Source organism: Arcticibacterium sp. (genome assembly GCF_055134445.1).
The window spans coordinates 18,825-44,268 of sequence record NZ_JBSRVI010000188.1; the positions used below are offsets into that span (position 1 = coordinate 18,825).

General features: G+C 37.4%; 24 protein-coding genes. 15 read left to right on the top strand and 9 right to left on the bottom strand.

Annotated elements, in window-relative coordinates; translation table 11 throughout:
* Positions 1-38: 38 nt before the first annotated feature.
* The 4 genes from ACTBZY_RS24855 (at position 39) to ACTBZY_RS24870 (ending at position 3,808) form a co-directional block, all read left to right on the top strand.
* Entirely contained in the window at positions 39-764 is a 726-nt protein-coding gene (locus tag ACTBZY_RS24855) for a hypothetical protein (protein WP_463049088.1), read from the top strand.
* Between the two features lie 334 nt (positions 765-1,098).
* Entirely contained in the window at positions 1,099-1,962 is an 864-nt protein-coding gene (locus tag ACTBZY_RS24860; RefSeq protein ID WP_463049089.1) for an AraC family transcriptional regulator, read from the top strand.
* A gap of 220 nt (positions 1,963-2,182) precedes the next feature.
* Entirely contained in the window at positions 2,183-3,067 is an 885-nt protein-coding gene (locus ACTBZY_RS24865) for an SDR family oxidoreductase (RefSeq protein WP_463049090.1), read from the top strand.
* A 12-nt stretch (positions 3,068-3,079) separates the two neighbouring features.
* Complete coding sequence (locus ACTBZY_RS24870; protein WP_463049091.1) at positions 3,080-3,808, top strand: FAD-binding oxidoreductase; 729 nt, start codon at positions 3,080-3,082, stop codon at positions 3,806-3,808.
* Positions 3,809-3,865: 57 nt separating this feature from the next.
* Here the strand turns inward: ACTBZY_RS24870 and ACTBZY_RS24875 are convergent, their stop codons facing one another.
* A complete protein-coding gene (locus ACTBZY_RS24875; RefSeq protein WP_463049092.1) occupies positions 3,866-4,384 on the bottom strand; it encodes a hypothetical protein in 519 nt (172 codons plus the stop codon).
* A gap of 292 nt (positions 4,385-4,676) precedes the next feature.
* On the opposite strand from ACTBZY_RS24875, the gene ACTBZY_RS24880 reads away from it, so the two are divergent.
* Positions 4,677-5,993: a dicarboxylate/amino acid:cation symporter gene (locus tag ACTBZY_RS24880; RefSeq protein ID WP_463049093.1), complete on the top strand. Its 1,317-nt coding sequence runs from the start codon at positions 4,677-4,679 to the stop codon at positions 5,991-5,993.
* A gap of 123 nt (positions 5,994-6,116) precedes the next feature.
* Here ACTBZY_RS24880 and ACTBZY_RS24885 read toward each other — a convergent pair whose 3' ends face one another.
* Complete coding sequence (locus ACTBZY_RS24885; RefSeq protein WP_463049094.1) at positions 6,117-6,683, bottom strand: hypothetical protein; 567 nt, start codon at positions 6,681-6,683, stop codon at positions 6,117-6,119.
* A 290-nt stretch (positions 6,684-6,973) separates the two neighbouring features.
* Between ACTBZY_RS24885 and ACTBZY_RS24890 the strand changes: the two genes are divergently transcribed.
* The 3 genes from ACTBZY_RS24890 (at position 6,974) to ACTBZY_RS24900 (ending at position 10,498) form a co-directional block, all read left to right on the top strand.
* A complete protein-coding gene (locus ACTBZY_RS24890) occupies positions 6,974-7,462 on the top strand; it encodes a hypothetical protein (protein ID WP_463049095.1) in 489 nt (162 codons plus the stop codon).
* Positions 7,463-7,665: 203 nt separating this feature from the next.
* Positions 7,666-8,982 carry an amidohydrolase gene (locus ACTBZY_RS24895; RefSeq protein WP_463049096.1) on the top strand — a complete coding sequence of 439 codons (1,317 nt, stop codon included), beginning with the start codon at positions 7,666-7,668 and terminating at the stop codon, positions 8,980-8,982.
* A 580-nt stretch (positions 8,983-9,562) separates the two neighbouring features.
* Complete coding sequence (locus ACTBZY_RS24900; protein WP_463049097.1) at positions 9,563-10,498, top strand: DUF2914 domain-containing protein; 936 nt, start codon at positions 9,563-9,565, stop codon at positions 10,496-10,498.
* A 543-nt stretch (positions 10,499-11,041) separates the two neighbouring features.
* On the opposite strand, the gene ACTBZY_RS24905 is transcribed toward ACTBZY_RS24900, so the two are convergent.
* On the bottom strand, positions 11,042-11,455 hold the full coding sequence (locus ACTBZY_RS24905; RefSeq protein ID WP_463049098.1) for a winged helix-turn-helix transcriptional regulator: 414 nt from the start codon (positions 11,453-11,455) through the stop codon (positions 11,042-11,044).
* Positions 11,456-11,552: 97 nt separating this feature from the next.
* Between ACTBZY_RS24905 and ACTBZY_RS24910 the strand changes: the two genes are divergently transcribed.
* From ACTBZY_RS24910 to ACTBZY_RS24935, 6 genes are all read left to right on the top strand, one after another.
* Entirely contained in the window at positions 11,553-11,915 is a 363-nt protein-coding gene (locus ACTBZY_RS24910; RefSeq protein WP_463049099.1) for a nuclear transport factor 2 family protein, read from the top strand.
* A 9-nt stretch (positions 11,916-11,924) separates the two neighbouring features.
* The gene (locus ACTBZY_RS24915) at positions 11,925-12,371 is read left to right on the top strand and encodes an SRPBCC family protein (protein WP_463049100.1); all 447 of its coding nucleotides are present in this window, start codon (positions 11,925-11,927) and stop codon (positions 12,369-12,371) included.
* 374 nt (positions 12,372-12,745) lie between these two features.
* On the top strand, positions 12,746-13,342 hold the full coding sequence (locus ACTBZY_RS24920; protein WP_463049101.1) for a hypothetical protein: 597 nt from the start codon (positions 12,746-12,748) through the stop codon (positions 13,340-13,342).
* A gap of 355 nt (positions 13,343-13,697) precedes the next feature.
* Complete coding sequence (locus ACTBZY_RS24925; protein WP_463049102.1) at positions 13,698-14,279, top strand: Crp/Fnr family transcriptional regulator; 582 nt, start codon at positions 13,698-13,700, stop codon at positions 14,277-14,279.
* Between the two features lie 78 nt (positions 14,280-14,357).
* Complete coding sequence (locus ACTBZY_RS24930; protein WP_463049103.1) at positions 14,358-14,981, top strand: hypothetical protein; 624 nt, start codon at positions 14,358-14,360, stop codon at positions 14,979-14,981.
* Positions 14,982-15,062: 81 nt separating this feature from the next.
* Positions 15,063-15,728 carry a DUF4844 domain-containing protein gene (locus tag ACTBZY_RS24935; RefSeq protein ID WP_463049104.1) on the top strand — a complete coding sequence of 222 codons (666 nt, stop codon included), beginning with the start codon at positions 15,063-15,065 and terminating at the stop codon, positions 15,726-15,728.
* Positions 15,729-15,963: 235 nt separating this feature from the next.
* On the opposite strand, the gene ACTBZY_RS24940 is transcribed toward ACTBZY_RS24935, so the two are convergent.
* The 4 genes from ACTBZY_RS24940 to ACTBZY_RS24955 form a co-directional block, all read right to left on the bottom strand.
* Positions 15,964-17,595, bottom strand: coding sequence for a 2-oxo acid dehydrogenase subunit E2 (locus tag ACTBZY_RS24940; RefSeq protein WP_463049105.1), 1,632 nt, complete (start codon positions 17,593-17,595; stop codon positions 15,964-15,966).
* Between the two features lie 88 nt (positions 17,596-17,683).
* Entirely contained in the window at positions 17,684-19,471 is a 1,788-nt protein-coding gene (lepA, locus tag ACTBZY_RS24945) for a translation elongation factor 4 (protein WP_463049106.1), read from the bottom strand.
* A gap of 65 nt (positions 19,472-19,536) precedes the next feature.
* On the bottom strand, positions 19,537-21,012 hold the full coding sequence (locus ACTBZY_RS24950) for a capsule assembly Wzi family protein (RefSeq protein ID WP_463049107.1): 1,476 nt from the start codon (positions 21,010-21,012) through the stop codon (positions 19,537-19,539).
* 48 nt (positions 21,013-21,060) lie between these two features.
* Positions 21,061-22,308 carry a DUF819 family protein gene (locus ACTBZY_RS24955; protein WP_463049108.1) on the bottom strand — a complete coding sequence of 416 codons (1,248 nt, stop codon included), beginning with the start codon at positions 22,306-22,308 and terminating at the stop codon, positions 21,061-21,063.
* Between the two features lie 526 nt (positions 22,309-22,834).
* Between ACTBZY_RS24955 and ACTBZY_RS24960 the strand changes: the two genes are divergently transcribed.
* Complete coding sequence (locus ACTBZY_RS24960; RefSeq protein WP_463049109.1) at positions 22,835-24,097, top strand: alpha/beta hydrolase family protein; 1,263 nt, start codon at positions 22,835-22,837, stop codon at positions 24,095-24,097.
* Between the two features lie 114 nt (positions 24,098-24,211).
* On the opposite strand, the gene ACTBZY_RS24965 is transcribed toward ACTBZY_RS24960, so the two are convergent.
* Together ACTBZY_RS24965 and ACTBZY_RS24970 are read right to left on the bottom strand one after the other, a co-directional pair.
* Complete coding sequence (locus ACTBZY_RS24965) at positions 24,212-24,697, bottom strand: hypothetical protein (RefSeq protein ID WP_463049110.1); 486 nt, start codon at positions 24,695-24,697, stop codon at positions 24,212-24,214.
* A gap of 140 nt (positions 24,698-24,837) precedes the next feature.
* Positions 24,838-25,422 (bottom strand): REP-associated tyrosine transposase, encoded by a 585-nt coding sequence (locus ACTBZY_RS24970; protein WP_463049111.1) that lies wholly within the window; start codon positions 25,420-25,422, stop codon positions 24,838-24,840.
* Positions 25,423-25,444 lie beyond the last annotated feature (22 nt).

The following is a 25,444-nucleotide window of genomic DNA, read 5'->3' on the forward strand; positions in this document are numbered from 1 at the left end:
GTTTTTTGTTAATTTTTACACAAATTCACTCTTGAGATATGAAAACAGTTTCCTCTAAAAAGAAGCCTTCTTTTTTTCTCATAATGGCTCTGGTAGGACTTTTTGCTGCTCTAGCTGGGTTCGCTAAAACATTTTTTATACCCATTGCTCATGGAAGCTTTAACGCCCCTGTAAGTATTCACATTCATGGTGCCTTTGCTTTCGCTTGGATAATTCTATTTGTGGTCCAAACTGGTTTAATCCATTTCAAAAATTATCGCTTACACCAATACCTTGGAATTACCGGACTTTTTATTGCCGCAGGAGTTACCATTACCATGGTGCCTGCAGGTGTTTTCGTAGTTCATCGGGAGTTGTCTCAAGGCTTTGGTAACACGGCTTACTCTGGCTTGCTGGGTGTCGTTACTTCTGGGATATTATTTTTTGGTCTTGTCTTATTTGGACTCATCAACAGGAACAGACCTGAATATCATAAGCGATTTATGCTATTGGCAACAATCGTAGTTTTATGGCCAGCATGGTTTCGTTTCAGGCACTATTTCCCTTCCGTACCCAAACCTGAAATATGGTTTGCATTAGTGCTCGCCGATAGCCTCATACTTATTGCTTGGATATGGGATAAAATGAAAAATGGTTACATACACCCTACCCTAAAATATGTAGGGACTTTTGTCATCATAGAGCAATGTATTGAAGTGAGCATTTTTGACACTCCTATCTATCAAGTCATTGCCAGACAATTATATGATTTGGTTGTTTCCTGAAACATCATTCAGGTTAAACCCGGTTAATGTTTTGGAGAACCGTAATGAGTTTTAAAGAGCAATAAATCAGACATTTAAACCAGATTAAAATAGTGTGTTAAATGCAAAAACCAATTTCTAAATAGCATGAACAGATTACATTCGTGAAAAAATCCTTGGGGTTTTGGGTTTTATAGAACAGCATAATCGGAAGATTTATCTAACAGCACACTAAGTTAGACATTGACTTAAGGTAACTGTGAAATAACATTACCCTTAAAACCTCTTAAGTTCTGATCACTAAATCAGCTAGATATTGCTAACTTAGCTATGGATCAATAACCCATTTCCATCCTTGAACGAAATTCCAAAAATAGCCTTCCAAAGTGCCGAAAATGCAACAGATATTGAATTTCTGAACGTTAAGGATTTATTCTCAAGAATAGATGAGAATCCTACTCACAACCCTAAAAAGCCTCATCGCCTAGATTTTTTTGCCCTCATGGTAATTACAGAAGGTGCAGGAAGTCATCAAATTGACCTGAAAAAATATCAGATTACAAAAGGCAACGTTTTGAAGATTGCCAAAGGCCAAGTGCATGCTTTTCAAGAAAACTTAAGCTATGAAGGATACCTTATCGCTTTTACAGAAGAGTTTGTTTTAAAGTACTTTTCAAAATCTTCCATCGACTTCATATCGCAGCTTTATAACTATCACATTTCCGCCCCCATTGTAGAGCAAAGTTCATTTAACGCATCTTTTATTGAGGAACTTCGAAAAGAACTTTCTGGCGAAAACTCTTACGCTCAAAAGAATATATCGGCTAAATTACTTGAGCTGTATTTATTAAGGTTAGAACGAATCGCACATCAGTCAAAACCTGAAACACCTAACCAGAAATACCATACCCTGTTTTCTCAATTTAAAACCTTAGTTGAAAAGAAGATCACAGAAACTAGAAATGTGAAAGACTATGCCAACTTTTTGTCCATTTCCACCAAACATTTGAATACCATTATTCAAAGTGTCACCTTAAATACGGCCAAAAATTTCATTGACCAATATGTAATTTTGGAAATAAAGAGGGCTATGCTTAGCTCCAACAGCAGCCTAAAAGAGATAGCTTACCAATTAGGTTTTGACGAAGTAACCAACTTCACTAAGTTCTTTAAAAAACACACCGGACTAACTCCTAAAGACTATAAATCGAGCATTTAAGTTTACTGGTTCCACATTTACCATTTTTAAGACGGTATTTACCTTTGCCAGGGTATGGGCTCTTCATAACTTTGTAAAATAATCAGGAGATTTTCTAAAGAATAAAACGGGTTATGAGTCAATTAGTAAATCACCCAACATGCGAAAGCAAGTTAAAAAAATGTAAAACTATTTATGTCGCTGTTCAATATGATGAAGCATTCTAAGAAAACAATTTAATATGAAAGTAGCAGTAACATCAGCCAGCGGGCAGTTGGGCTCGGCAATCGTAAAACAACTGATAGCCGAAATAGGAAAAGACAAAGTCATAGGAATAGCCCGTACACCAGAAAGAGCAAAACATCTGGGTATAGAAGTCAGAGCGGGCGACTATAACAACCGTGAACAATTTAACAAAGCTTTAGCCGGTATAGACGCCGTTCTATTGGTATCTGGCATGGATGACCCTCAAAAAAGAATCCAACAACACAGGAATGTGATTGAAGCCGCCAAACAAAACGGTGTTAAGAAAATTGTTTATACCAGCATCATTGGAGCGGAAGAAAACAATGCTTTCAGCCCAATTGTTCAAACCAACAGACAAACCGAAAGCGACGTTAAAGACTCGGGTTTAGCATGGGTTATTGGCAGAAATGGTATCTACATAGAGCCTGATTTAGAATACATTGACACGTACCAAAAAGAGGGCGAAATCAGAAACTGTGCAGCGGATGGAAAATGTACTTACACCAGCCGAGGAGAACTAGGCTATGCTTATGCCAAAATCCTTTTAGAAGAAAAACACAATGGAAGTACCTATAATTTAGTAGGTGAAGGAATTACCCAAAGTGAACTTACTGCATACATCAATCAAGTTTACGCCACCAATCTTGTTTTTAATTCTATTTCTGTAGCATCCTACCTAGCAGAAAGAAAAGCAGCATTAGGAGACTTTATCGGAACTGTGATTGCCGGAATTTATGAAGGCATAAAAGGTGGAGCTAATGATGTTCCTTCCGACTATGAAAAAGCAACTGGAAGACCACATAAAGCTCCTTTAGAAATTATTAAAGAATTTAAAAACGCTTACGAAAATGAAAGCAATCATATAAAAGTCAAAGATTAGCCTTCAAACAGCATGGGAATTATAGAAAATATATTAAAAAAAGTGGTTCTAGATGAAGCCACCATTACAGAGAAAACAAAACTGTCTGAAACCGTTTATAAAATTCGATTAAGTAGTGAAAGTATCTCCAAAGCCGAGTTTACACCCGGATATTTTTTACGCTTGGGCGTTGGAATTGGTCAAGAAAATGTTCCGTTAAAAGATAAAGTAAGAAGTTACTCCGTCTGGGATATTAACCGGAAAGAACAGTACATGGATCTTGCCATAGCTACACATAGTCATGGCCTAGGCTCTAAATGGGTATCAGACTGTAAAAAAGGCGACAAAGTACACTTCAAGTGGAAGAAAGGTAATTTCTTAGTCGATGAAACGGCAGACAGTTATCTGATGATTGGAGATTTATCTGCACTCTCCCACCTATATATGATTCATAGGAATCTTCCAGATGAAAAGAATGTGCAAGGCATTTTATATAGCCAGAGCAAAGCCGATTATTTCCCTGATGTAGATGGAAAGTCGCCATTTGACTTTTATGAAATACCTCAAAATCCCTACGAGGATATCATTGCTAAAGTAAAAGAAAGTATTCCTAGAATGACCGGAGAAAAAATGGTTTACCTCGCTGGAGACAGCAGGTTATGTGTAGCATTAAACACTTATTTCAAAAATGAACTTTACTGGGAAATCAAACAAATAAAAAACAAGCCTTTTTGGAATCCTGAAAAGAAGGGACTGGAATAAGAACAGCCTTACAGACATCTTATTTAAAGCTTATTTTTCCCTTCCTTTAATAAGGGCCTATCGCGTTTTGACTTTGAATTTACCATCGGTTATTTCCAGAATATCTGTGAGATCATCTCTATTAACAAGTATGGCTTCAAAAGTACCTTCCGCGTCCGTGGCAGTCAAAATATGGAAGTCTACATAACCATCTCCACCAGTTTCAAGAGCCGCATAATCCTTATCGCCAAGAAAATAGTTGATATCCGTAAGATATGAATTAACGTTGGTTCCTACGGGCACTTTGCTAGCCCCTAGACTGGCAAAGGAGTTGAAATTGAAGATTTTATCTTCTGAATTAATGGTTCCACTAACCGACAGTTCTCCTTTTAATGGGGAACTGTACCAGCTTAACCATGCATTATTATTCGTTTGAGCCCTAAAAGTTTGTCCTTCAATTTTACATTCAATAAAGTAGGTAGGATTAAGGTCGGTGTCTTCAAAAAGCTCCTCGCATGATGTTGACACCAATAATACCAGAAAAAGTACCAAGTGACGCCACAGTGAAAATATTTTTCCTTTAATGTATCCATTCATAGTCATTAAGTTTTATAGTTTAAAGTTAAAAACCTTAAAAAGGCTATCCAAAACGACCCAAAGAATTCGATTTTACGGTTTAGGGTCGAAAGACACAAAACCTTCTAGTTTTTTAAGACTTCGCAAATCTGATTTTCAGTCCTTAACCCAATGGGAAATGATTTCTCGAAATTATCTAGTATTAAGTCTAAAAACATCGTAATTAACACTAGGAGATCAAATTGATCTCGGTTAATGGTTTTGAGATAGACTTCCGTGGAGTCCATAAACATTACAAACATTAAGAAACACCATGATAGAATTTCGACCTCTCAACAATTTAACCGTCCATTTAGAACGTCTTATACATGGCCGTTTATGGCTTAAAGTAATTATTGGACTTGTTTTGGGAGCAGGACTTGGGTTACTACTAAACCCTTCAACTGGTCTCATTTCGGAAGGCATTAGTTTACCGCTCGCCGATTGGCTTGACCTACCGGGTCAAATTTTCATGCGATTGGTTCAAATGATCATGATTCCATTGATATTCACATCCATCCTTACGGGAATTGTGAGTAACACCTCCGAAAATCTTAAGTCCTTTGGTCTTCGACTTTTGCTTTATTTCGTTTTTACTACAGCCATCGCCATCTCCATAGGCGTAGCGGTAACGCTTATTTTGAAACCTGGTCAGTATATTTTTAACCTGGGTGGATTTCCAAATAGTAGCGAAAATCAAATCGTCCCCAATAAGGAAACCAACCTTATTGAGAACATCCCAAGTGCTATATCAAACCTCATCCCTAATAATCCGCTGGAGTCCATTTTAATGGGAGAAATGCTGGGTGTTGTCATTTTCACCATTATCATCGGAGTGGCCATTACCCAACTTCACACAGAAACAGCCAGACCTCTTATTCGTTTTTCAGAAGCCATTCAGAAAATATGTATGATTGTGGTATCATGGGCCATGATGTTGGTGCCTTATGCTGTTTTTGGCTTAATAGCAGCTTTGTTGTCCAGAACAGGTGTTGAAATATTCCTCGGCTTAGGCTACTATATGCTTGTAGTTATTCTAGGTCTCCTCCTATTAATCATGTTTTACTTGATGTTGGTTTCGGCAGTGGCCAAAACAAATCCATTCAAGTTTTTAAGAGCGGTGAAAGAACCACAACTATTGGCATTTTCTACTGCCAGTTCAGCGGCCGTTATGCCACTATCTATGAAAACAGCAGATGAAAAATTAGGCGTCTCTTCTAATATCAGTGATTTCGTTATCCCGATCGGAGCCACCATTAATATGGATGGAACGGCCTTGTTTCAATGTGTGACCACATTATTTATGGCACAGGCTTATGGCATTGAATTGTCGGTACCGAGCTTACTGTTAATCACTTTCACTGTTGTAGCCGCATCTATCGGAACCCCAGCTATCCCAGGAGGTGGCGTTATTATTCTTGCTTCCGTCTTACAAACTGCAGGAATCCCTGTTGATGGCCTAATTGTTATTATCGGTATTGACCGCATTTTAGGCATGTTTAGAACGGCAGTCAATGTAACGGGAGACCTTACGGCTTGCTTGATATTCAATAAGTTTTATGGAGAAAACAATGAATCAGAGCCTGAATAATATACTTCTGCTAGCCAAAACTTCCTGATATCCTTAAAAAGGCTGAAGAGTATTCATCTGAAATTGAAAAGCTGTTGAAAATAGGAATTTACCATAAAGCGAGCATGTTTTGGATATTTCTATCTATTCAATAAAATATCTACCTAGAACCGAAAGCCAACTGAAAGCGACTTCTGAGGTATTAAAGTTGGTAGTCACGGTCTTCAATTTGTCTGTATTTATGGAATGAAGTTTCTTTACAAAAGCAACCATAAAATAGTTGAAACCAATAACATTGGTATTAAATTCTATCTCTTCAGACTTCCCTTCATATTGCAGTCTTAACAAAAACTTATCAGGTGTAAAATACCATCTATGATTCAGATAATCTGAAGCACTGGGGAAAGTACCCACCAATTCGCCATCTACATAACGATCTAGCATAACATGATTTTCTATCTTATATAAACTAAAATCTCTATTTCTTCTCCTTCGAAACAGATACCTCACCTTAAGCACACCTTCTTCAACCTTCAAAAACGCCATATTAGGTTCTCTGAAATAGGCAAATAAACCAAGAAAAACTAAAAGTACCAGAGCATAAAATAGAAGACCCATAATGTTTTCAGAAACATCAATGGCCCAGATAGTAGTAGAGAAAAAAATCAAGGAAAAGAGTATAATATTATTCGAAGGAATTGTTCTAATCATCAGTAATTAAGTTATGTGAAAAAGTGTTTACAATTTAAGTTTCAAAATCTAATATAACTAATCAAGTAGCTGAAAAACACGATTAGACCGCTCTCCTAAGCTTGTAGCTTAGGAGATGCCTTATAAAGCCTCTATCTTGACATCAAAAGACATTTCCTGAGGCCTACCCACAAAACACTTGACATCCATTAAAAATGGCCTAGATTAGTATGGATTTAAGAATAGTGTCTGTACCTTTTGTTCGGATACACAATCGTTGTAAACCAATTTTAAGACGATAGACATAAGAAATGAATGGAATCAGAAAACATAGAGGACTAAAACGATATTATAAAAATCTTGCGACAGAAAACGACCTTGACAAAGCAACTTGGCTTGACTTTGACAATCCCGAAAATTGGTTTGACAATTGGCATCTACACTTTGACTGGAAAGGCTATGGTAACGGCAGTTTTAAAAGACGAAAACCACACTTAGACAAGTTGTTTAGACACTTTGATTTACTCGTGGACAAGACGAAAGAATTGAAAACCGACTTTCAACTCTATTCAATTCTACTCGACTTTGACAGTTATAGTGATGCTTTATTCTTGCATACACCTAATCCAAACAACAGTCAATTTCCGTTTAAAATTTCAGACTTGCAGTTGATAACAACATTGACAAATCAACAACTAAATGAATACATCGACAACTTGGACGGATACGAAAAACTATATGGAAAAGCAGACGAAGCGTTCTGTTTAATATTCAAGAAAAACCTGGGACAACCTTTTTGACATAAGACAAACTGGCCATAACACGGGTATTGCGTCAGGCGGGCTGACGTGCAAACTTGGAACTTTGTGTTTCTAATGAACTTTAGTAATAAATTGAAACTTTGTGCTCCGAAACACGCCCGAACGCAAACCCCGTAAACCTTAGTGGTAATAAGACATAAGTTCAGGTCAATAAATTATTTAAACAAATCACTTAGAGCAAAATGAAACAAACAACCCTAATATTTTTCGCACTGATTAATGTATTTTCTAATCAGTTATTGGCACAAGAAAGCAATTACAGCGAAGTGATAGTAAAAAGTGCAGACAAAATTGAGCAAAAAGTAATTGCTTGGCGGCATGATATTCATCAACATCCTGAATTGGGAAACAGAGAGTTTCGTACTGCCGAACTCATCGCGAATCATTTGCAATCATTGGGTATTGAAGTAAAAACCAAAGTAGGCATTACTGGTGTAGTGGGCATTTTAAAAGGAGACAAACCAGGACCTGTTATAGCCTTAAGAGCGGATATGGATGCTTTGCCAGTAGAAGAAATAAATGATTTGCCCTTTGCCTCTAAAGTAAAAACCAATTATAATGGTAAAGAAACCAGTGTGATGCATGCATGTGGGCACGACGCACATGTGGCTATATTGATGGGCGTTGCTGAAATATTAGCAGGTATGAGAAAAGACATAAAAGGCACCGTTAAATTTATTTTTCAACCCGCAGAAGAAGGAGCACCGATTGGTGAAGAAGGCGGGGCATATTTAATGGTGAAAGAGGGTGTACTTGAAAATCCTAAAGTAGATGTGATTTTTGGATTGCATATGGATTCAAAATTAGAGGCTGGCAATATATCCTATCGCCCAGGTGGATATTTTGCGGGTGCAGGTGATTTTAAAATTACTGTAAAAGGCAAGCCAGGTCATGGGTCTAAACCATGGTTTTCAGTTGATCCAATTCTTGTTGCGTCTCAAATCGTTGTTAGTCTTCAACAAATTGTAAGCAGAAATGTGAATATTACCGAAAATGCAGCTGTTTTAACAATTGGAGCTATTAATGGAGGCAACCGTTCCAATATTATTCCTGCCCAAGTAGAGATTCTTGGTGATGTGAGGGCATTCACTAATGAAGATGAAACCTTGATTTACAGTCGTATTAAACAAATCGCAGAAAAAACGGCCGAAGCTGCAGGAGCAACTGCATTAGTCGAGTTGCCTTACAAAGTCCATTATCCGGTTACGTTTAATAATATTGCACTTACAAATAGCATGTTACTTTCTTTGCAAAAATCAGCAGGAATGGAAAACGTGTTGCTTGTACCCGCTAATACTGGTGCCGAAGATTTTTCATTTTATACGCAAAAAGTACCTGGATTATACTTTCGCCTAGGAGGAATGACCAAAGGCAAAGACCCCAATATGGCGGGACCACATCATACCCCTGAATTTATCCTTGATGATTCTGCATTTAAATTAGGTGTTCTTACCTTTTGCAATTTGGTGTTTGATTATGTAGTGGAAAGTAAAGAATAAGCTTGGCAAAATTCTTAAATATCTCATTAGTTAAATAAAAAACTATTAAAATGACACCAGAAATACTACCACACATACGGTGTATATGCCTTACCCTTCGGGATACAGCACATACACAAACCGTAGTCCGAACCATTGAACAATGGTATTTTTTAGCTTCGATACAGCAAAACAATGACAAAATCATATGACTGAATAGGACCCAAGGTTCATAAACTTGTTCTCAAATTCCTTGTTCGTTCCACATCAGGCTTTAAATTGTTTGTTATCCCTTAGACTAAGAAATACGAAAACAGAACAAATTTTATTAATCACATTCTAATTTACTGGCCTTTAATTATTCCAATTTAGCTTTTACTTTAGTCTAGATTTTTATTTTAACCAACTTGTTGACACCTATATGAAAAAGACATTAGACAAGTTTGGAAATAACAAGTTTCGAACTTACATACGAAAATATAAAAAATATGCACCTCTCATATTTTTTATCGGCGGCTTCATTTTCGACACATTAACTCTTGGACGTATAGACAGATTGTACGACCTCATCGTTTTGTGCTTGCATATGACCTCGTTAACCGTGACACTTTATCTTTATAATTTGGCTTTTGATGGCAAGTGGAAAAACACCATTCTTCAGCGATATGAAGAATATTTTCCTTTAGCAATTCAGTTTTTCTTTGGTGGACTTTCTAGTGCATATGTAATTTATTTCTCAAGAAGTGTTTCTTTATCTAAAACAATCTCATTCTTCATTATTCTAATTGTTCTACTTTTCGCCAATGAATTTCTAAAAAAAAGAATATCAAACAAGTATTTACAATTTAGCGTCTATTTCTTTTTAAACTTCACTTTTTTCACTTTTATGATTCCTGTTTTCATCAAAGAAATGAACACAGATATTTTCATTTTTTCTGGACTAGTTAGTTTGCTTTTGACACTAACATTAATAGCTATAATTTATTCTAAAAGTCCTAACACACGTTCAGAAATTCATAAAGTGAAAATTATTGGAATGATATTATCAATATACACTATCATAAATATCTTTTATTTTTTTAACCTAATTCCCCCTGTACCCCTTGCTTTAGATAAAGGCATTGTTGCATACAATATTAAACAAGAAAATAATGACTATATCGTCACTTATGAAAGAGGGGATTTTGAAATATTTTGGAGGGAATATAAATTGAAATTTGCTTACACTCCTGGTGAAAAAGTTTATGTTTTTACATCAATATTTGCTCCAACGGATATAAAAAAATCGATTCTTCATCGTTGGAAATGGTATAACGATAATACTTCTGAATGGGAGATTACTGATGACATAGGTTATAATATCACTGGAGGAAGAGACTCTGGTTATCGTGGTTTTACTTTTAAAAAAAATGTAAAACAAGGGTTGTGGAAAGTTGAAGTTGTTACAGAAGAAGGGTTGGTTATTGGTGTCATTCCTTTCGAAATTGTAATTAACTCTTCATCGAAACCTAAAAGGCTGGTCAACAAAAAACTCTAATCTAGCGTTCATATTGAAAAATGGATGAAGGACAGTGCCTCTTTGAAAATTAGAGATAAATACATCTTGAAAAAATGACCGAAAAAGCAGCAAGATATTATGACAGATTTTGGACTATTTACGATTAGGTTTATTCCAAATCTTATTATTGATAACCTAGCGACTTAGCTATTAAAGAAATGAATCTGGACAGATATCAAAATATATTTAATATGCCCTATAGAGCTAGACAAAATTTCAAGTACTACTAAAATTATCTTTCCAATACAGGAACAATTATTGGAATCGACTTATCGAAAGGTATGTTTGAAAAAACACAAGAGAAAAGACCGCTCTCTTAAGCTTGTAGCTTAGGATAGGCCTTATAAAGCCTCTGGCTTGACATCAAATGGCATTTCCTGAGGCCTACCCACAAAACATTTGACATCCATTAAAAATGACCTAGATTAGTATGGATTTAAGAATAGTATCTGCACCTTTTGTTCGGATTCACAATCCTTGTAAATAATGCTGTTGAAGCATCTGAACTACAAACAAAGTTCATTAATTTGACAAATGTTCGTTTTCCAATTTCTCTCGGATTTGGGAAATAAGGTAATCCCGATTTTTAGTTGCTTGAGCCAAAAATACTTTTCCCGCTTCCGTTTTGTCGTCATAAAATCCACCCCAAATAATCATTTCGACTAAAACAGGGAGCATTTTAATTCCTTTTTCCGTAAGACTGTATTTAAAACGTGACCTTTTTACATCATCCTCGCCTTTCGTAATGATTTCGTTTTCTTCCAACATTTTCAGCCTATCGCCAAGGACGCTTGTGGAAACTTTTTCATCGGATTCCAAGAACTCGTTATAGTGCCTTTTTTCCTTGAACATTAAATCTCTTAATATCAACAAAGACCACTTATCGCCAAAGTGTTCCAACGTAAAATTTATAGGACAATGTGAGCGTACTTTCATAAGGTAAAGATAAAAAATATTTTCATTTAACTTGGTTTTTCAAAGTTAATTTATAACTTCACTTCGGATTTACAAGTTAAATTTGCAGTCTTTAACAATGGAAAAATCACCAATGCAAGTATTTCAAGCCTTCGGACAAGGCTTGATGTCAGGAACAGATTCTTGGAAAGATGCAGTATCTAAAAACGTAACATTTACAGGACCTGTTGACGCAGTAAAAGGTTTAGATGCGTTCGCAAAACTCAACGAAGGCTTTATGCCATTGATTAGAGGCAACGAATTGAAACAAGTCTTAGAATCGGGAAACTTCGTAATTACACAAGTATTAATGGATGTGGCAATGCCATCAGGCAAAACAATCCAATTGGATATGAACGAATGGTACGAAATAAAAGACGGAAAAATCCAAAATATCAAGGTCTATTATGATGCAGAGGAATTTAGAAAAGAAATGAAATAAACATTTACAATGGCAATAATACATAACAAAATAGTCATCAACGCAAGTCCAGAGCAAGTTTGGAATGCGTTGGCTGACCCAGCGAAACTTGACCAATTCGACCCAATCGTGAAAAAGTCGAAATTAATTTCATCTTTAACAAGCGGTTTAGGTGCTGAACGACATTGTGAAACAACCACAGGTTGGTTTAAGGACAAAATTACGGTTTGGCAACCTTATGAGAAATTATCTTTTCAATTAACCGATTGTAACCAACCAATGAAAAGACTTCAACACAGTTACACTTTGGTCAAAAACGGAAATACGACCGAAGTAAGTCAAGTAATGGACTACACAATGAAATTTGGAGTTATTGGTATACTTTTAGATGCTTTAGTCGGCAAACGAACTTCCGACAAACAGATAAAAATGTTTTTTGTAGGACTAAAAGAATATGTTGAAAAGCACAAAAACTAAATTATGGCTTATGACCAACATTTTCCAATTGCAGAGTTCTTTAAGTCCAAAGGTCTTCGTTAGGGACTCTGCAATCCCACGACATAGCAAACATATTTAAATAGTGGATAGAATCATTTAATTCAAATACATTCTGTAATATTAAATTTTACATATGACTGTTAAAAGCGGAGAAAAAGAGGCATTACTACTTAGCAGAGTCCCTAACGGAGACACCGCTGGAGGGAAAATAAATGCTGGCGGTACCAGATAGTTACATATTCGGCGGTAAACCTACCATAAAGGACTTCCAAACTATGTATTAGAATAGTCTCTAAACTTTTCTATTCGGATACACAATCGTTATATTCCACTCCAAAATTAAATATCACTCCATGAGAGAAACTTACCTTCAGCAATCTATTAGATTGCTAGAACAAAAAGCTCTTGACAGAGCAAAAAAATCAACGAAATCCGCGACGAAAATTCATGATGAAATAAATAAAATATATCCTACAAATCATAGCTTTCGTACAGCCGCAACAATGTTGACAGACACCTATTTCAGCCGTGCTGCCGAGCTCGCAATTGTTGGACAATTACCTTCGTCATATATCGAAATGCATAGTTTGGTAGAAGTCGCAGCAATTCGCTTTTTTTGCAAAAACATGAAGATAAAGAATCATAAAGAAATCGTTGGGCAGTTGTTAGATCGGAAAACACTCAAAGATTTGTCTCCCTATTATGTTCAAATGGGAATTTGGACAGAAGGGGATGGAAGTTTTGCTAAGCGACTGGCTAACATCAGGAACGGTATTGCACATCGGAACTTGGAACACCTGACAAAGCACTTAGGAACTAACACCTCGCATTCCTTAGATCAGTACGAAAAACTTAATTTTCGGGAATCCGAGTGCTTCGAATCGTTGGCAAAAGCAATTGTTCTGTGCGTCAAATTATTTAAGCAATCAAAGAGAAAAAGACGGACATAACCTCCCCGATCCGCGAGGTCTTTTTGACCTCGTGGAATTCAGTCATCGGTCTTCAGACCGCTACACGTCCTAACTCTCATGCTAAACTTTAGAATAAACAATAGATTCTATTTGGGAACAAGATTTACTACAATCAGTCTGAAGACCGAGGAACATTAATCGAGGTCAAAAGACCTCAAAGAGCGGGTGTGAAAATAGTTTTGGAGAAATAATCCGTTAAGAAAAGTTATTCTATATTTTTGATTGACATTACTGATTCATAGCAGCTTTAAGCCTCCCAGACAATGACGAAATTGACGCTGAACTTTCGGCTTTACCAATATTGGTGGCAAGTGTAACAGTCGATAATAAAATAATGCAAGACATACTATTTGATTTTATATCAAAATACATTTCTCTAACAGAAGAAGAGAAGAACGCAATTCTTTCTTTTGACATTTTCCGAAGTGTTAAGAAGGGGACTATTTTACTCAAAGAAGGGCAGAAATCTAAGGTTGAATATTTCATTATAAAAGGATGTTTACGGAAATATTACATCATAAATGGTGAAGAAAAAACTACAGCCTTTTTTACAGAAATGGAATCTGTTACACCCCATTGTGTAAAAAATGGTGCTCCGTCTGAATATTTTATAAGTTGTGTAGAAGACACTATTCTAACGGTTGCAAACCCTGATTTGGGAGTTGATATCAATACTAAATTTCCAAAATTTGAAATAATGTGTAGAATGTTTTCGGAAGAAATGTTAGCCAAAGAACAAATCAATTTTGACGAGTTCAAGATCTCCTCTCCTGAACAACGATACCAGAACTTAATGCAGAAAAGACCGGACCTTATTCAGCGTGTGCCACAACAACAGCTAGCGAGTTATTTAGGCATAATACCACAGTCGCTAAGTAGATTAAGAACAAGAATCATGAAAAAAAACAAAGCGTAAATCGTTTCTTATCTTAAGAGAACTTTTTGCGTCTATAGCCCATCTAATTTTGCAATATCATTTAACAATTAAAAAGGTATGCAAAAGAAAATTTTATGGATTGGAATTGTTACAGTGTTGGCCAGCTGTTTAAAAGTGAATGCACAATATGCCAAACAAGACAGTACCTACAAAAGGTGGTTTCTTGGTAGCACCATGTTTATATTAGGTAATTTAGATAAGGTAGACCCGCCCAACTTCGCTCAACTCAATTTAGGCTATCGTATCACAGGAAAAGATGTAATTTCCCTTGAACTAATAACTTGGCAACATTCTTGGCCACTTGGCATTAACCCTTTTTATAATGAGGCATACGGAACACCCGAAGAGAAATATCCCGGTAACATAAGAGAATATGGTTTTGGTATAGCTTACCAAAGATACTATTGGAAAGGTCTTTACGCAGCAGCACACGTAGCACCTATGTGGCAAACATTTAAGAATGAAAACGGTAATAAAGTAGGTGATGGTTTTATTATATTCAACACATATCGAGTAGGTTATCATGTTAAACTCTTTAAGGATAGTTTTTTTATAGAACCATCTCTTGGTATTGCTGGCCGTCCTTATTTCACTAAAATGCCTGATGGTTTTAAAGAAAAAGATGACAAGTGGCCAAAATGGACGCCTGAACCAGGACTGCATTTCGGATTTAATTTTTAGTATTTCCCATTGCAGACTCTGCTTGAGGAAAAGCGATAACCCTGACCGACCAAAAGTGCTAACACGAAACAGACAATTTTAATGACTGACAAACAGACGACATTAGATAAATTAAATGCTTTTAGAAAGCGGGAAAAGTTTTCGACTTCTGCTTGGGAGAAACGCGGACTAAATCCTTCTGACAGTGAAATCTGTAATAGACTTCAAAATTTATTTAATGACTGTGTAGACAATTTAATAGAAGCCACAAATTCGGATTTTAAGTCAAGACAACTTAAAAGCATTTTAAAAAGCTGGCTGGACCGCGTTAATAGATCGGACTACGACACCGAAGAAAGAGAATTTATTTGCGACTATTTTGACCAACTTTCAAAAATTGTTTCGGTTGACTTCAAGGACAATTTGAATAGTTGGCTTTATGGAAAAGTGCTTAACACTTTATTTAAGGTGACTTCATTTTTTAAGGGACAAGACAAAATTGTTGAAACCTTAACTCAAGACTGCATTCAATGCAGTTCAAAACTTGAGACATTCATTACAAGAAAAGAAGAAGGTATTCCCGACTACAGTTGGACAATAATTCAGTGCAATAACTGCAATGAATTTAATTTACTTTCGACTGGACCAAATATTAAAGAATTACGTTTTGGAAACTATAAATCAATAGAACAACTACCAAAGACGGAATACACAGAAGAACAAGCCAACGCAAGACTTGAACAAATAAAATATTTTAGAAAAAAATGACTCCACTCCACGAGGTCTTCCTGTCTGCCGATTTATCCGCCGAAAGGAGGATAGGCAGCTTCGACCTCTTGGAATTCAGTTTTCGGTCTTCAGACCGGTTCTCCCCTTTCATTAACTAGCGAAAAACGCTACAGCCAAGTTTAGATTTTAGTTGGAAGGGAATCTCCCCAAAACCCACAAAAAAACCTCTCCCATTTCTGGAAGAGGTTCTTTATATAATCTTAAGAGATAATCCTTAAACCAACATCTTGGTTGGGTTCTCAAGCAATTCTTTTACGGTAACCAAGAAAGCCGCTCCACCTGCTCCATCCACCACACGGTGGTCGCAAGTCAGTGTTACTTTCATGATGTTCGTGGCATAAAACTCACCGTTTTTCACAGCTACCGTTTCTTTGATACCACCTACAGCTAGTATACAGCTTTCGTTGTTTCTGTTATTGATAATAGACGTAAAACTATCTATACCAAACATACCCAAGTTACTTACCGTGAAAGTGTTTCCTTCCCAGTCTTTAGGTTGTAATTCTTTGTTTTTTGCTTTAGCTCCAAGCTCTTTTGTGCTCGCCGCTAAGACAGAAAGTGGTAATGTATTTGCAAATCTAATCACCGGCATCAAAAGACCATCTGGTACAGCCACAGCCATGGCTACATGTACGTGATTGTTCTTTCTGATATGGTCACCTCTCCAAGAAGAGTTTACATTAGGGTGTTTAGTAAGTGCCAATGCACAAGCTTTAATCACCAAGTCGTTAAATGAAATCTTCACAGGAGAATACTCATTCATCTCTGTTCTGGCAGCCATTAGCTTATCCATACAGATTTCCATGGTTACATAAAACTCTGGAGAAGGAATCACATCAGAGAATCCTCTGGCGATAGCCTTACGCATTGGAGACAGTGCTATTTCTTCAAAGCTCTCTACACCAGAAGCAGCCACAGAACCGGCAGCGGCAGCTACAGGAGCAGCAGGAGCTACATAGTTATCGATATCTACTTTGACAATTCTTCCACCCTCACCAGAACCATTGACGGTTCCTATATCTATACCTTTTTCTTCTGCTAACCTTTTAGCCAGTGGAGAAGCCAATATTCTTCCGTTATTATTTGCTTTTGGGGCTGACGCTGCAGGAGCAGCAGCCTTAGATGCTTCTGCCTTAGCCGCAGGAGCGGCAGCGGGCGTAGCAGCAGGTGCTGGAGCTGCTTTGGCCTTAGGAGCTGGGGCCGCATTTGCTTTAAGTAAGGTTTCAAAATCTGCACCTTTCTCACCGATTACCGCAATAACCGAGTTTACTGGAACAGCTTCGCCTTCTTTTACACCAATATAAAGTAAAGTACCTTCATCATAAGCTTCTAATTCCATAGTCGCTTTGTCGGTCTCTATCTCCGCCAGCATATCACCAGCTTTAACAGTGTCTCCTACTTTCATTAACCAAGTATGGATAACACCCTCTGTCATGGTATCGCTCAATAATGGCATTTTAACCAATTCCGCATTTATGCCAGAAGTATCAATCGTTTCAGCAGGTGCTTCGGCTGCAGGAGCTTCCTCTACAGGTGCCGCTGTTTCCTCTGCCGCTGGAGCAGGTGCACTAGTACCTTCAGCATCTAACAAAGCTTGGTAATCTTCGCCTGGGTCTCCAATAACAGCCATAATAGCGTTAATAGGAACAGCTTCACCTTTCTGTACACCGATGTACAAAATGGTTCCGTCTTCATAAGACTCCATATCCATGGTAGCCTTATCTGTTTCCACCTCTGCTAAAATGTCTCCCGAGCTTACCTTGTCTCCTACCTTAACGTTCCAAGCCGCGATTACCCCTTCTTCCATGGTATCGCTCATTTTGGGCATTCTGATTACCTCCGCCATAATTCTATTGTAGTTTCTTTATATTCTTCAACAAAGTCCAAAATTAAGACATCAGCCTATAAACTGGCAATTTGCCTTTGAAAAAAGACTAATTTATTTTCAACACCGCCATAAATGCTTCCTGCGGAACCTCCACATTCCCTATCTGACGCATACGTTTCTTTCCTTTTTTCTGCTTTTCTAGCAACTTACGTTTACGAGAGATATCCCCACCATAACACTTGGCAGTCACATCTTTACGCATAGCTCTGACAGATTCTCTCGCTATAATTTTTGCTCCAATAGCCGCCTGAATTGCAATTTCAAACTGCTGACGTGGCAATAATTCCTTTAATTTCTCACAAAGCTTCTTTCCCCAGTCATAAGCCTTATCTCTATGAACAATGGCAGAAAGTGCATCCACTGGATCGCCATTTAACAGGATATCTAGTTTTACCAAATGCGATTCTTTATAACCAGATAAGCTATAATCTAAAGAAGCATAGCCTCTAGAAATAGATTTCAATTTGTCAAAGAAATCAAAAACCACTTCAGCCAGCGGCATTTCAAAAGTCAATTCAACCCTGTTGGATGTCAAATAAACTTGATTTTTTATAATTCCACGCTTATCCATACAAAGCCCAATAATAGGCCCGACATAATCGGAAGCGGTAATGATTTGTGCATTAATAAAAGGCTCTTCTAGCTTTCTTATCAAGTTAGGGTCTGGCATTTCTGATGGTGCCGAAACGGTAACCTTCTCCCCTTTACTATTGGTGACATGAAATTTCACAGATGGCACCGTTGTAATTACGGTCATGTCAAACTCACGTTCTAAACGCTCTTGAACAATCTCCATGTGGAGCATTCCCAAGAAACCACATCTAAAACCAAAGCCCAATGCAGCAGATGTTTCTGGCTCCCACACTAATGAAGCATCGTTTAATTGCAGTTTATCCATGCAATCTCTCAATTCCTCAAAATCTGTGGTATCTACAGGATAAATACCCGCAAAAACCATTGGCTTTACCTCTTCAAAACCTTGAATAGCCGTTTTGGAAGGATTAGAAACCAAGGTAATGGTATCCCCTACTTTTACTTCTTTGGCTACTTTTATACCAGAAATAAGGTAACCTACGTCACCGCAATTTATTTCGCCTTTAGGCTGCTGTTTTAATCTTAAACTGCCTATCTCCTGAGCTTCATACTCCTTACCAGAAGCCATAAATCTTACTCTATCGCCTTTTTTTATAGAGCCGTTTTTCACACGGAAAATAACTTCAATCCCTCTATAAGAGTTAAAAACAGAGTCAAATATCAAGCCTTGAAGCGGAGCGTCTGGGTCTCCCACAGGATGCGGCACTCTATGCACAATGGCCTCTAAAATATCTGTAATGCCTATGCCTTCTTTGGCGGAAGCCAAAATAATTTTATCTCTATCTATTCCAATCAAATCTACAACCTGATCTTTCACCTCTTCAATCATTGCCCCTGGTAAATCAATCTTATTAATCACCGGAATAATCTCCAAATCATGCTCTAAAGCCAAGAAAAGGTTAGAAATGGTTTGTGCTTCAATACCCTGAGCCGCATCTACAATCAATAAAGCACCCTCACAGGCGGCAATAGACCTTGACACCTCATAACTAAAATCTACGTGACCAGGAGTGTCTATCAAGTTTAAAACGTATTGCTCACCGTTTAGCTCATAGTCCATCTGTATGGCATGACTTTTAATCGTAATACCACGCTCTCTTTCTAGATCCATGTTGTCTAGTACTTGAGCCTGCATGTCTCTATTGGTTACCGTTCCGGTAAATTCCAAAAGCCTATCCGCCAAAGTGCTTTTCCCATGGTCTATATGGGCTATAATACAGAAGTTTCTTATTTGCTTCACAAAGAAAAATTATGAGTTTAATACAAACGGCAAAAATACCACAAATGCAGTGAAAAAATGAGGAGTTACCAAATTCTTTGGTAAGCAAAGTTAATACCGTAGTTATCTTTAATAAGTTCACCATGATCAATACCGATATCTACTTTAAAAAAGGCTCCTTTAGATTTTAAGGGCACCTTGAATTCAAAACTGGTATTTAATTGATTTAAAGGGGCTACTGGATACCAAATAGAACCAAAGTTTTGACTGTAAGACCCTTTGGCCACTATCCCAATAGCATTAAGTTGCATTTGCGTAGCCAAATAAAATACCTTCAGCCGGTTAGAATTACTGAACGTAAAGTTACCTTTTGAGCTTTCTAGTTTCAATTCCTTATCGGGCACAAAAAACGGCGAACCGATGGTTTCCGATTGATAAGACCATCCGTCTAAATACTGTTGATGGTTAAAATAAAAGCCATTATTACCATAGTCTTTTATGGGTTTATTCAATAAGCGGGCTATCAAGGCATTATAACTTCCTTGATTCATAGAAAACAAATATTCAAACACCACCTTCTTAAAAACCGCCTTCTCCTTAGCATTATGGAAACTAAAGCCGTAAAGCCCATCATCTAAATTCGAAAAACTACCTAAGGTTCTGCCTGTTTCTATAATGTTGTTTTTATAGAGCATCACCGTGCCTCCTTTAAAGGAGAAGTCCATGCCCAAATCTATTTGGCTTACATGATTTCCAAACCTATTTTCGGTTTCAAAACCTCCGTATCCTAAGGTCGTGTCTACTATGGCTTCATAAGGAACAACCACCTGTCCATAGGTAAACCAATCGGATGGAAACTTGCCATCTGTCAGCTTTCCAAATTCACCTTCTGCATCATATTTTGGCGTCCCGCCCCACTGCACACTGTGTAATACGCCCCCATAAAGATGAATCTTAGATTTTTCGGAGCCTATTCTGCCATAAAGAGATTTTTGATGTAAAAAAGACGCTTTAACAAAGTTTTGTTCGCCAAACCATCCATGCGAATAATGTCCTTTAAACGCCAGCCAATTAAAAAACACCTTTCTAAATTCTGGAACGGACAATCTGATTTCAGGAATGGGCAATGCATTTCCAGACCAGGTAATGGAACCACTACTCAATGTACTGTCTACTAAGCCGTGGATACTTTTTATTCTTCCACCTGAAAGTCTAAATGCTCCTAAGTTTAAACCGACAAAAGCCTCTGGTAAAATAATTAAGGGCTTCTCCCCCACTATGGTGACCAAATCGAAACAATAATCTGCGGAAAAGAAACGCTTGGTGGTATCTTTTTTTGACTTTAAAACCTGCCGAAAATATAGAGAATTACCATTTTGTGGCACGGCACCAAACTTGTTGTTTTTTTGCCAAAAAGGGATTTTGTCATTCAGGCTGAAGTAGCCACCCAATTCAAAACCGTAGTTAAATTTGTTTTTCAAACGGACACTATCTGTCTGAGCCTGAGCCATCAAGGAACAAGTCATCAGTATACCAAATAGCACACGAAGCGTAAGCCGCATTTAATTTTTAATCAGTTTTTCACTTAAAGCTAAGCAAAAACTACGCCACTATTGACCTGACGCTAAGCGAATTAATTGTGTGGTAATATAGCCCGCATAAGTTCCTAAGGCATAGCCCAAAACGGATAAAATGACGCCAACAGAAATTAAAGAAGGATGAAAAGCCGCTGCCACCACAGAGGCCGATGCCGCCCCACCTACATTGGCCTGTGAACCCACCGCCACAAAGAAAAATGGCACCTTTAGGAGTTTTCCTGCGGCTATGATAAAAATGGCATGAATCACTATCCAAATAAAACCTACCAAAAACAACATGGGATTTTCTGTAATGGCCACTAAGTTCATTTGCATGCCTATGGCTGCTATCAAAACATAAAGAAAAACCGTAGCTATTTTGGTGGCTCCCACATGCTCTATCTCCCTCACCTTAGTCTGCGAAAGGAAAATGCCAATTAAAGTAACAATAACCACCACCCAGAAAAAGCTAGATGTTAAACTAAACTGAGCCAAAGAAGGATAGTTGTTAGAAATAAAAGGCGTGATTAGATCGGATAAAAAATAAGCGACCGCCGTACCTCCAAAACCCACAGCCAAAATTTTGATATAATCTTCAAAAGCGGGCACCTTGGTTTTCTTTAAAGATTCCGCTTCCAGTTTATCCTTGATTTCATCAATCAAGTCTGAATTTGAACCAAAGAATTTATTCATCTTAGCTTTATTGGCTACGCCCAAAAGTAATACAGCCAACCATGTTTCTGCTACCAAAATATCTACTGCTACCGACTGGGAAAATAAAACAGCACTAGGCTCAAAGACTTCTTTTAGAGCGGTTTGATTTGCTCCCCCTCCTATCCAGCTTCCTGCTACCGTTGATAATCCTCTCCATGTTTCTGAGTTCACACCTGAGAAAGTCTCAGGGCTTATGGCTTTTACTATCAAAACCGCTATAGGGCCTCCTATTACCACACCTACCGTTCCTGCCAAAAAGACTAAAACAGCTTTGATGCCCAATTTCTTAAGCATTTGAATATCTAAACTCAAAGTAAAGAGCAACAAACATGGCGGTAAAAGGTACCTACTCACCACAGGATAGACTTGAGATTCTTCGCCAGAGATAACTCCTAAAGAATTTAATGCCCCTGGCAAAAAATAACAAAGGAGAATAGGCGGAAAGAATTTAAAGAAGGATTGCCAAGGTTTACCGCCGTTTTTGTTTCGGTCAAAAACAAAGTAAAGAAGACAAATTAATAAGCCTAAAACGATGGCGTCGTTTGTGATGAGGGTTTCTTTGAACATGCTCAAAACTAAGGAAATTTATGCTACTCTTTCCCCAATGAAACTGTTAAATTAACATCATCAGACCATATAGTGAACTTCCTAAAGTCTAGTTCTCATGTAAAATATAATGATGGATAGTTCTAAAAGTCCATAGAACACAGCCTAGAAATAGACTGCTCCTTTTTCTTTGGTTCACCTTCCGCCTGCCTGTCGGCAGACAGGGTGAGGAATTCATTTTGCGAGACGTCGCACCGTTTGTAAAAAACGAACCGGGGAGGCGTTCCTCCAAAAAAGCATTACCGGCAGCGGCCGACCGTCTGTAAACTCATACGTTCAAAATTCTAAATATTAGTCGTGCATAATTCTATTTATAGAAAATGAATTTTGACCGTATTCAAACAGTACAGGGCGATATAAGGAATTCATTCTGTTTACAATTTTTCTCTCATCACAGTATTAAATTATTAGTAGCAAACCAGTGCTTTCAATCATTTTTTGCAATTTTGAGAACAATAATAAACCTTCAACAAACCCTACTATAATAATGAAAAAAACTTTCTTAAGTTTATTCGCAGTCCTTATTGCGTTTTCTATTCAAGCCCAAAACGAATTTATTTATGGCGATGCCCTGCCAGATGCTCCCGAACTAGCTAAAAGAGGCCCGCATAAAGTGGGTGTCAAATCCTTAGAATTTGTTCACAAAAACCAAGTGGACATCATCAACTCTAAAGACGGCGTAGACGCCTTTTATGACAGAGACTTAAAAGTGGAAGTGTGGTACCCTGCCGACGTGGCAGATGAAAACCCAGTGATACTATACGACGAAGTGATGGGAACAGCCAACGACGAAAAACGCCCATTAATTCCTTTTCAGTTTAAAGGCAGAGCTAGCAGAGATGCCAAGCTTAAAAGCACTGTAGAAAAATACCCACTGATAGTGGTTTCTCATGGTTATGTGGGTTCTCGTTTCTTAATGACTTATTTGACAGAAAACTTGGCTTCTAAAGGTTACATAGTAGCCACTATAGACCATAAAGAGTCCACTTTTACAGATGCCAATGCATTTCATAGCACCTTATTAAACAGAGCTCAAGACATTCATTTTGTGGTCAATGAAATGGCAAAACTACCTTTTACCAGTAAAGTAATGGACTCCGAAAACATAGGAATTATAGGCTACTCGATGGGTGGTTATGGCTCTTTAAATGTAGCTGGTGCTGGATATTCTCAAGGTTTGGCGAAGTTTTTTGGTAGCATGACTGGTGGCAGCAAAGCCATTGATGTTTTAACTACTGGAAACGAAAAATACGAAGCAGCTTTTGACAGCAGAATTAAGGCGGTAGTGGCTTTTGCCCCTTGGGGAATGACCAGAGGTATTTGGGATGCAGAAGGGCTTAAAGGTTTAAAAATACCAACCTTCTTTGTGGCAGGAAGCCAAGACGATGTATCTGGTTATGAAAAAGGTATTAAGGCCATTTATGAAGGTGCCACCAATGTGGAACGCTACATGCTGACTTACGATAACGCCAGACATAATGTAGCTCCAAATCCACCACCTGCAGAGTCTTTAGCAGAAGGATTACCTTTTGATGAGTATTATAGATATGCAGAACCATCATGGGACGAAAGACGCATCAATAACATTAACCAGCATTTTGTAACTGCTTTTATAGATACCAAACTAAAGCAAAAAGACCATGCAAAATACCTAGACTTAAAACCAAACTCAAACGAAAGCACATGGGAAGGTTTTAAAGCGAGGTCTTCTACTGGTTTGGAATTATTGCATGCTGGGGCTGGGGAGTAGTAGAAATTTCGAAGTCGTGTCCTTTTCAAGAGACACGGCTTCGAAAAAAAACAATATCTGATTGATAAAAGAACTCTCCATGTGTCGGTCAAAAAGACCATCGCACAGCAGAATTTATAGACTTACATCGTTAATTTCAGGTAAATGAATTAGGCTATTTAGTTCCACTATTGTATCCGGAACTGTTATTGATTGGAAATTAACCACTCTTTTGCCCCCGTCGGATGAAAGTTTTGTTATTTTTAATTCTTCATCTGTTAGTTTATTTATTATTCCATAGTTCCCTTTACCTACTCTAATCAAATATGGCAAAACTAAAAAAGTACTTAAATTTTCTGGATGATTATCAACCTTTACAAACGTAACTTTCGTATTTAAAGAATCGCTATTCATAGCCCATTGTAGACTTTGATGGGTTAAATTCCATTTAAATCTTGTCAATTGGACTATTTGCCCATTTTGATTTCTATTCGCCCAGTATTTAATGTCAGCCTCAGTAAGCAAGTACCAATTACTGCCGGTAATACAGAGTAAAACGAAACACATAAAACAAATTATAAACCTTTTGCTTATCACCAAAGCTTTTAATTTCCGTATCATATTTGATTGATATTATTTGGCTGTGCGAAGTCTTCCTTACATCAGTCACATCATTTAACGCTATCTATTCTGCTATGCTGGGTCTTTTTGACCCAGTATTTGTATTAACAGGTCTTCAGACCTATACAAGGAATACTTTTTCACCACTCATCTATTTCAATATGATAACCTTTTTTTAGTGGATTTATAATAGGCGAAGATGGCATTTCAACTGTAACTAATCCTTTGTTGTGAACATAATTTGAAGCACTCGAATATAAATATTCAGAGGCCCTTTGAACAATTCCCGCTCTTACTGGATTCATATGAATGTAATTAATTTTAGACCACATAAAAGGTTCGCTAAAAACCTCTTCAGGATGATTATTCTTCTGCCAAAACTGAAAATTCTTATTACTCGAATGACATCTTGCTGCAAACTCAAACCGTTTCAGCATCCATTCTGAACGTGATTCTGGCCCATCCATTATTCTTTTTAGAATCATCTGAGCTGTGTACTGGAACGCCAGCCCGGTTTTAAAATCTCTTATAAGATTTGATAACTCTCTTTTAGACGAATGCATCATTATATGTATATGATTACTCATTATCACATAAGCATAAATATTCATACCCTTTTCATTTTGACAGAAACTCAGACTATCAATTACTATATCTCTGTAGTCCTTCCTAGAAAAGACATCTATCCAGTCCACTACAGTAAAAGTAAAAAAAATACACTGCACCTTGTTCTCTTATTAAATAGCC

Coding starts and splice junctions, on each gene's coding strand:
- ACTBZY_RS24950 (WP_463049107.1), bottom strand. CDS start 21,012: ATGCGGCTTACGCTTCGTGTGCTATTTGGTATACTGATGACTTGTTCC.
- ACTBZY_RS24915 (WP_463049100.1), top strand. CDS start 11,925: ATGGCAATAATACATAACAAAATAGTCATCAACGCAAGTCCAGAGCAA.
- ACTBZY_RS24935 (WP_463049104.1), top strand. CDS start 15,063: ATGACTGACAAACAGACGACATTAGATAAATTAAATGCTTTTAGAAAG.
- ACTBZY_RS24905 (WP_463049098.1), bottom strand. CDS start 11,455: ATGAAAGTACGCTCACATTGTCCTATAAATTTTACGTTGGAACACTTT.
- ACTBZY_RS24960 (WP_463049109.1), top strand. CDS start 22,835: ATGAAAAAAACTTTCTTAAGTTTATTCGCAGTCCTTATTGCGTTTTCT.
- ACTBZY_RS24855 (WP_463049088.1), top strand. CDS start 39: ATGAAAACAGTTTCCTCTAAAAAGAAGCCTTCTTTTTTTCTCATAATG.
- ACTBZY_RS24870 (WP_463049091.1), top strand. CDS start 3,080: ATGGGAATTATAGAAAATATATTAAAAAAAGTGGTTCTAGATGAAGCC.
- ACTBZY_RS24940 (WP_463049105.1), bottom strand. CDS start 17,595: ATGGCGGAGGTAATCAGAATGCCCAAAATGAGCGATACCATGGAAGAA.
- ACTBZY_RS24965 (WP_463049110.1), bottom strand. CDS start 24,697: ATGATACGGAAATTAAAAGCTTTGGTGATAAGCAAAAGGTTTATAATT.
- ACTBZY_RS24880 (WP_463049093.1), top strand. CDS start 4,677: ATGATAGAATTTCGACCTCTCAACAATTTAACCGTCCATTTAGAACGT.
- ACTBZY_RS24920 (WP_463049101.1), top strand. CDS start 12,746: ATGAGAGAAACTTACCTTCAGCAATCTATTAGATTGCTAGAACAAAAA.
- ACTBZY_RS24910 (WP_463049099.1), top strand. CDS start 11,553: ATGGAAAAATCACCAATGCAAGTATTTCAAGCCTTCGGACAAGGCTTG.
- ACTBZY_RS24885 (WP_463049094.1), bottom strand. CDS start 6,683: ATGATTAGAACAATTCCTTCGAATAATATTATACTCTTTTCCTTGATT.
- ACTBZY_RS24955 (WP_463049108.1), bottom strand. CDS start 22,308: ATGTTCAAAGAAACCCTCATCACAAACGACGCCATCGTTTTAGGCTTA.
- ACTBZY_RS24925 (WP_463049102.1), top strand. CDS start 13,698: ATGCAAGACATACTATTTGATTTTATATCAAAATACATTTCTCTAACA.
- ACTBZY_RS24890 (WP_463049095.1), top strand. CDS start 6,974: ATGAATGGAATCAGAAAACATAGAGGACTAAAACGATATTATAAAAAT.
- ACTBZY_RS24895 (WP_463049096.1), top strand. CDS start 7,666: ATGAAACAAACAACCCTAATATTTTTCGCACTGATTAATGTATTTTCT.
- ACTBZY_RS24865 (WP_463049090.1), top strand. CDS start 2,183: ATGAAAGTAGCAGTAACATCAGCCAGCGGGCAGTTGGGCTCGGCAATC.
- ACTBZY_RS24875 (WP_463049092.1), bottom strand. CDS start 4,384: ATGAATGGATACATTAAAGGAAAAATATTTTCACTGTGGCGTCACTTG.
- ACTBZY_RS24930 (WP_463049103.1), top strand. CDS start 14,358: ATGCAAAAGAAAATTTTATGGATTGGAATTGTTACAGTGTTGGCCAGC.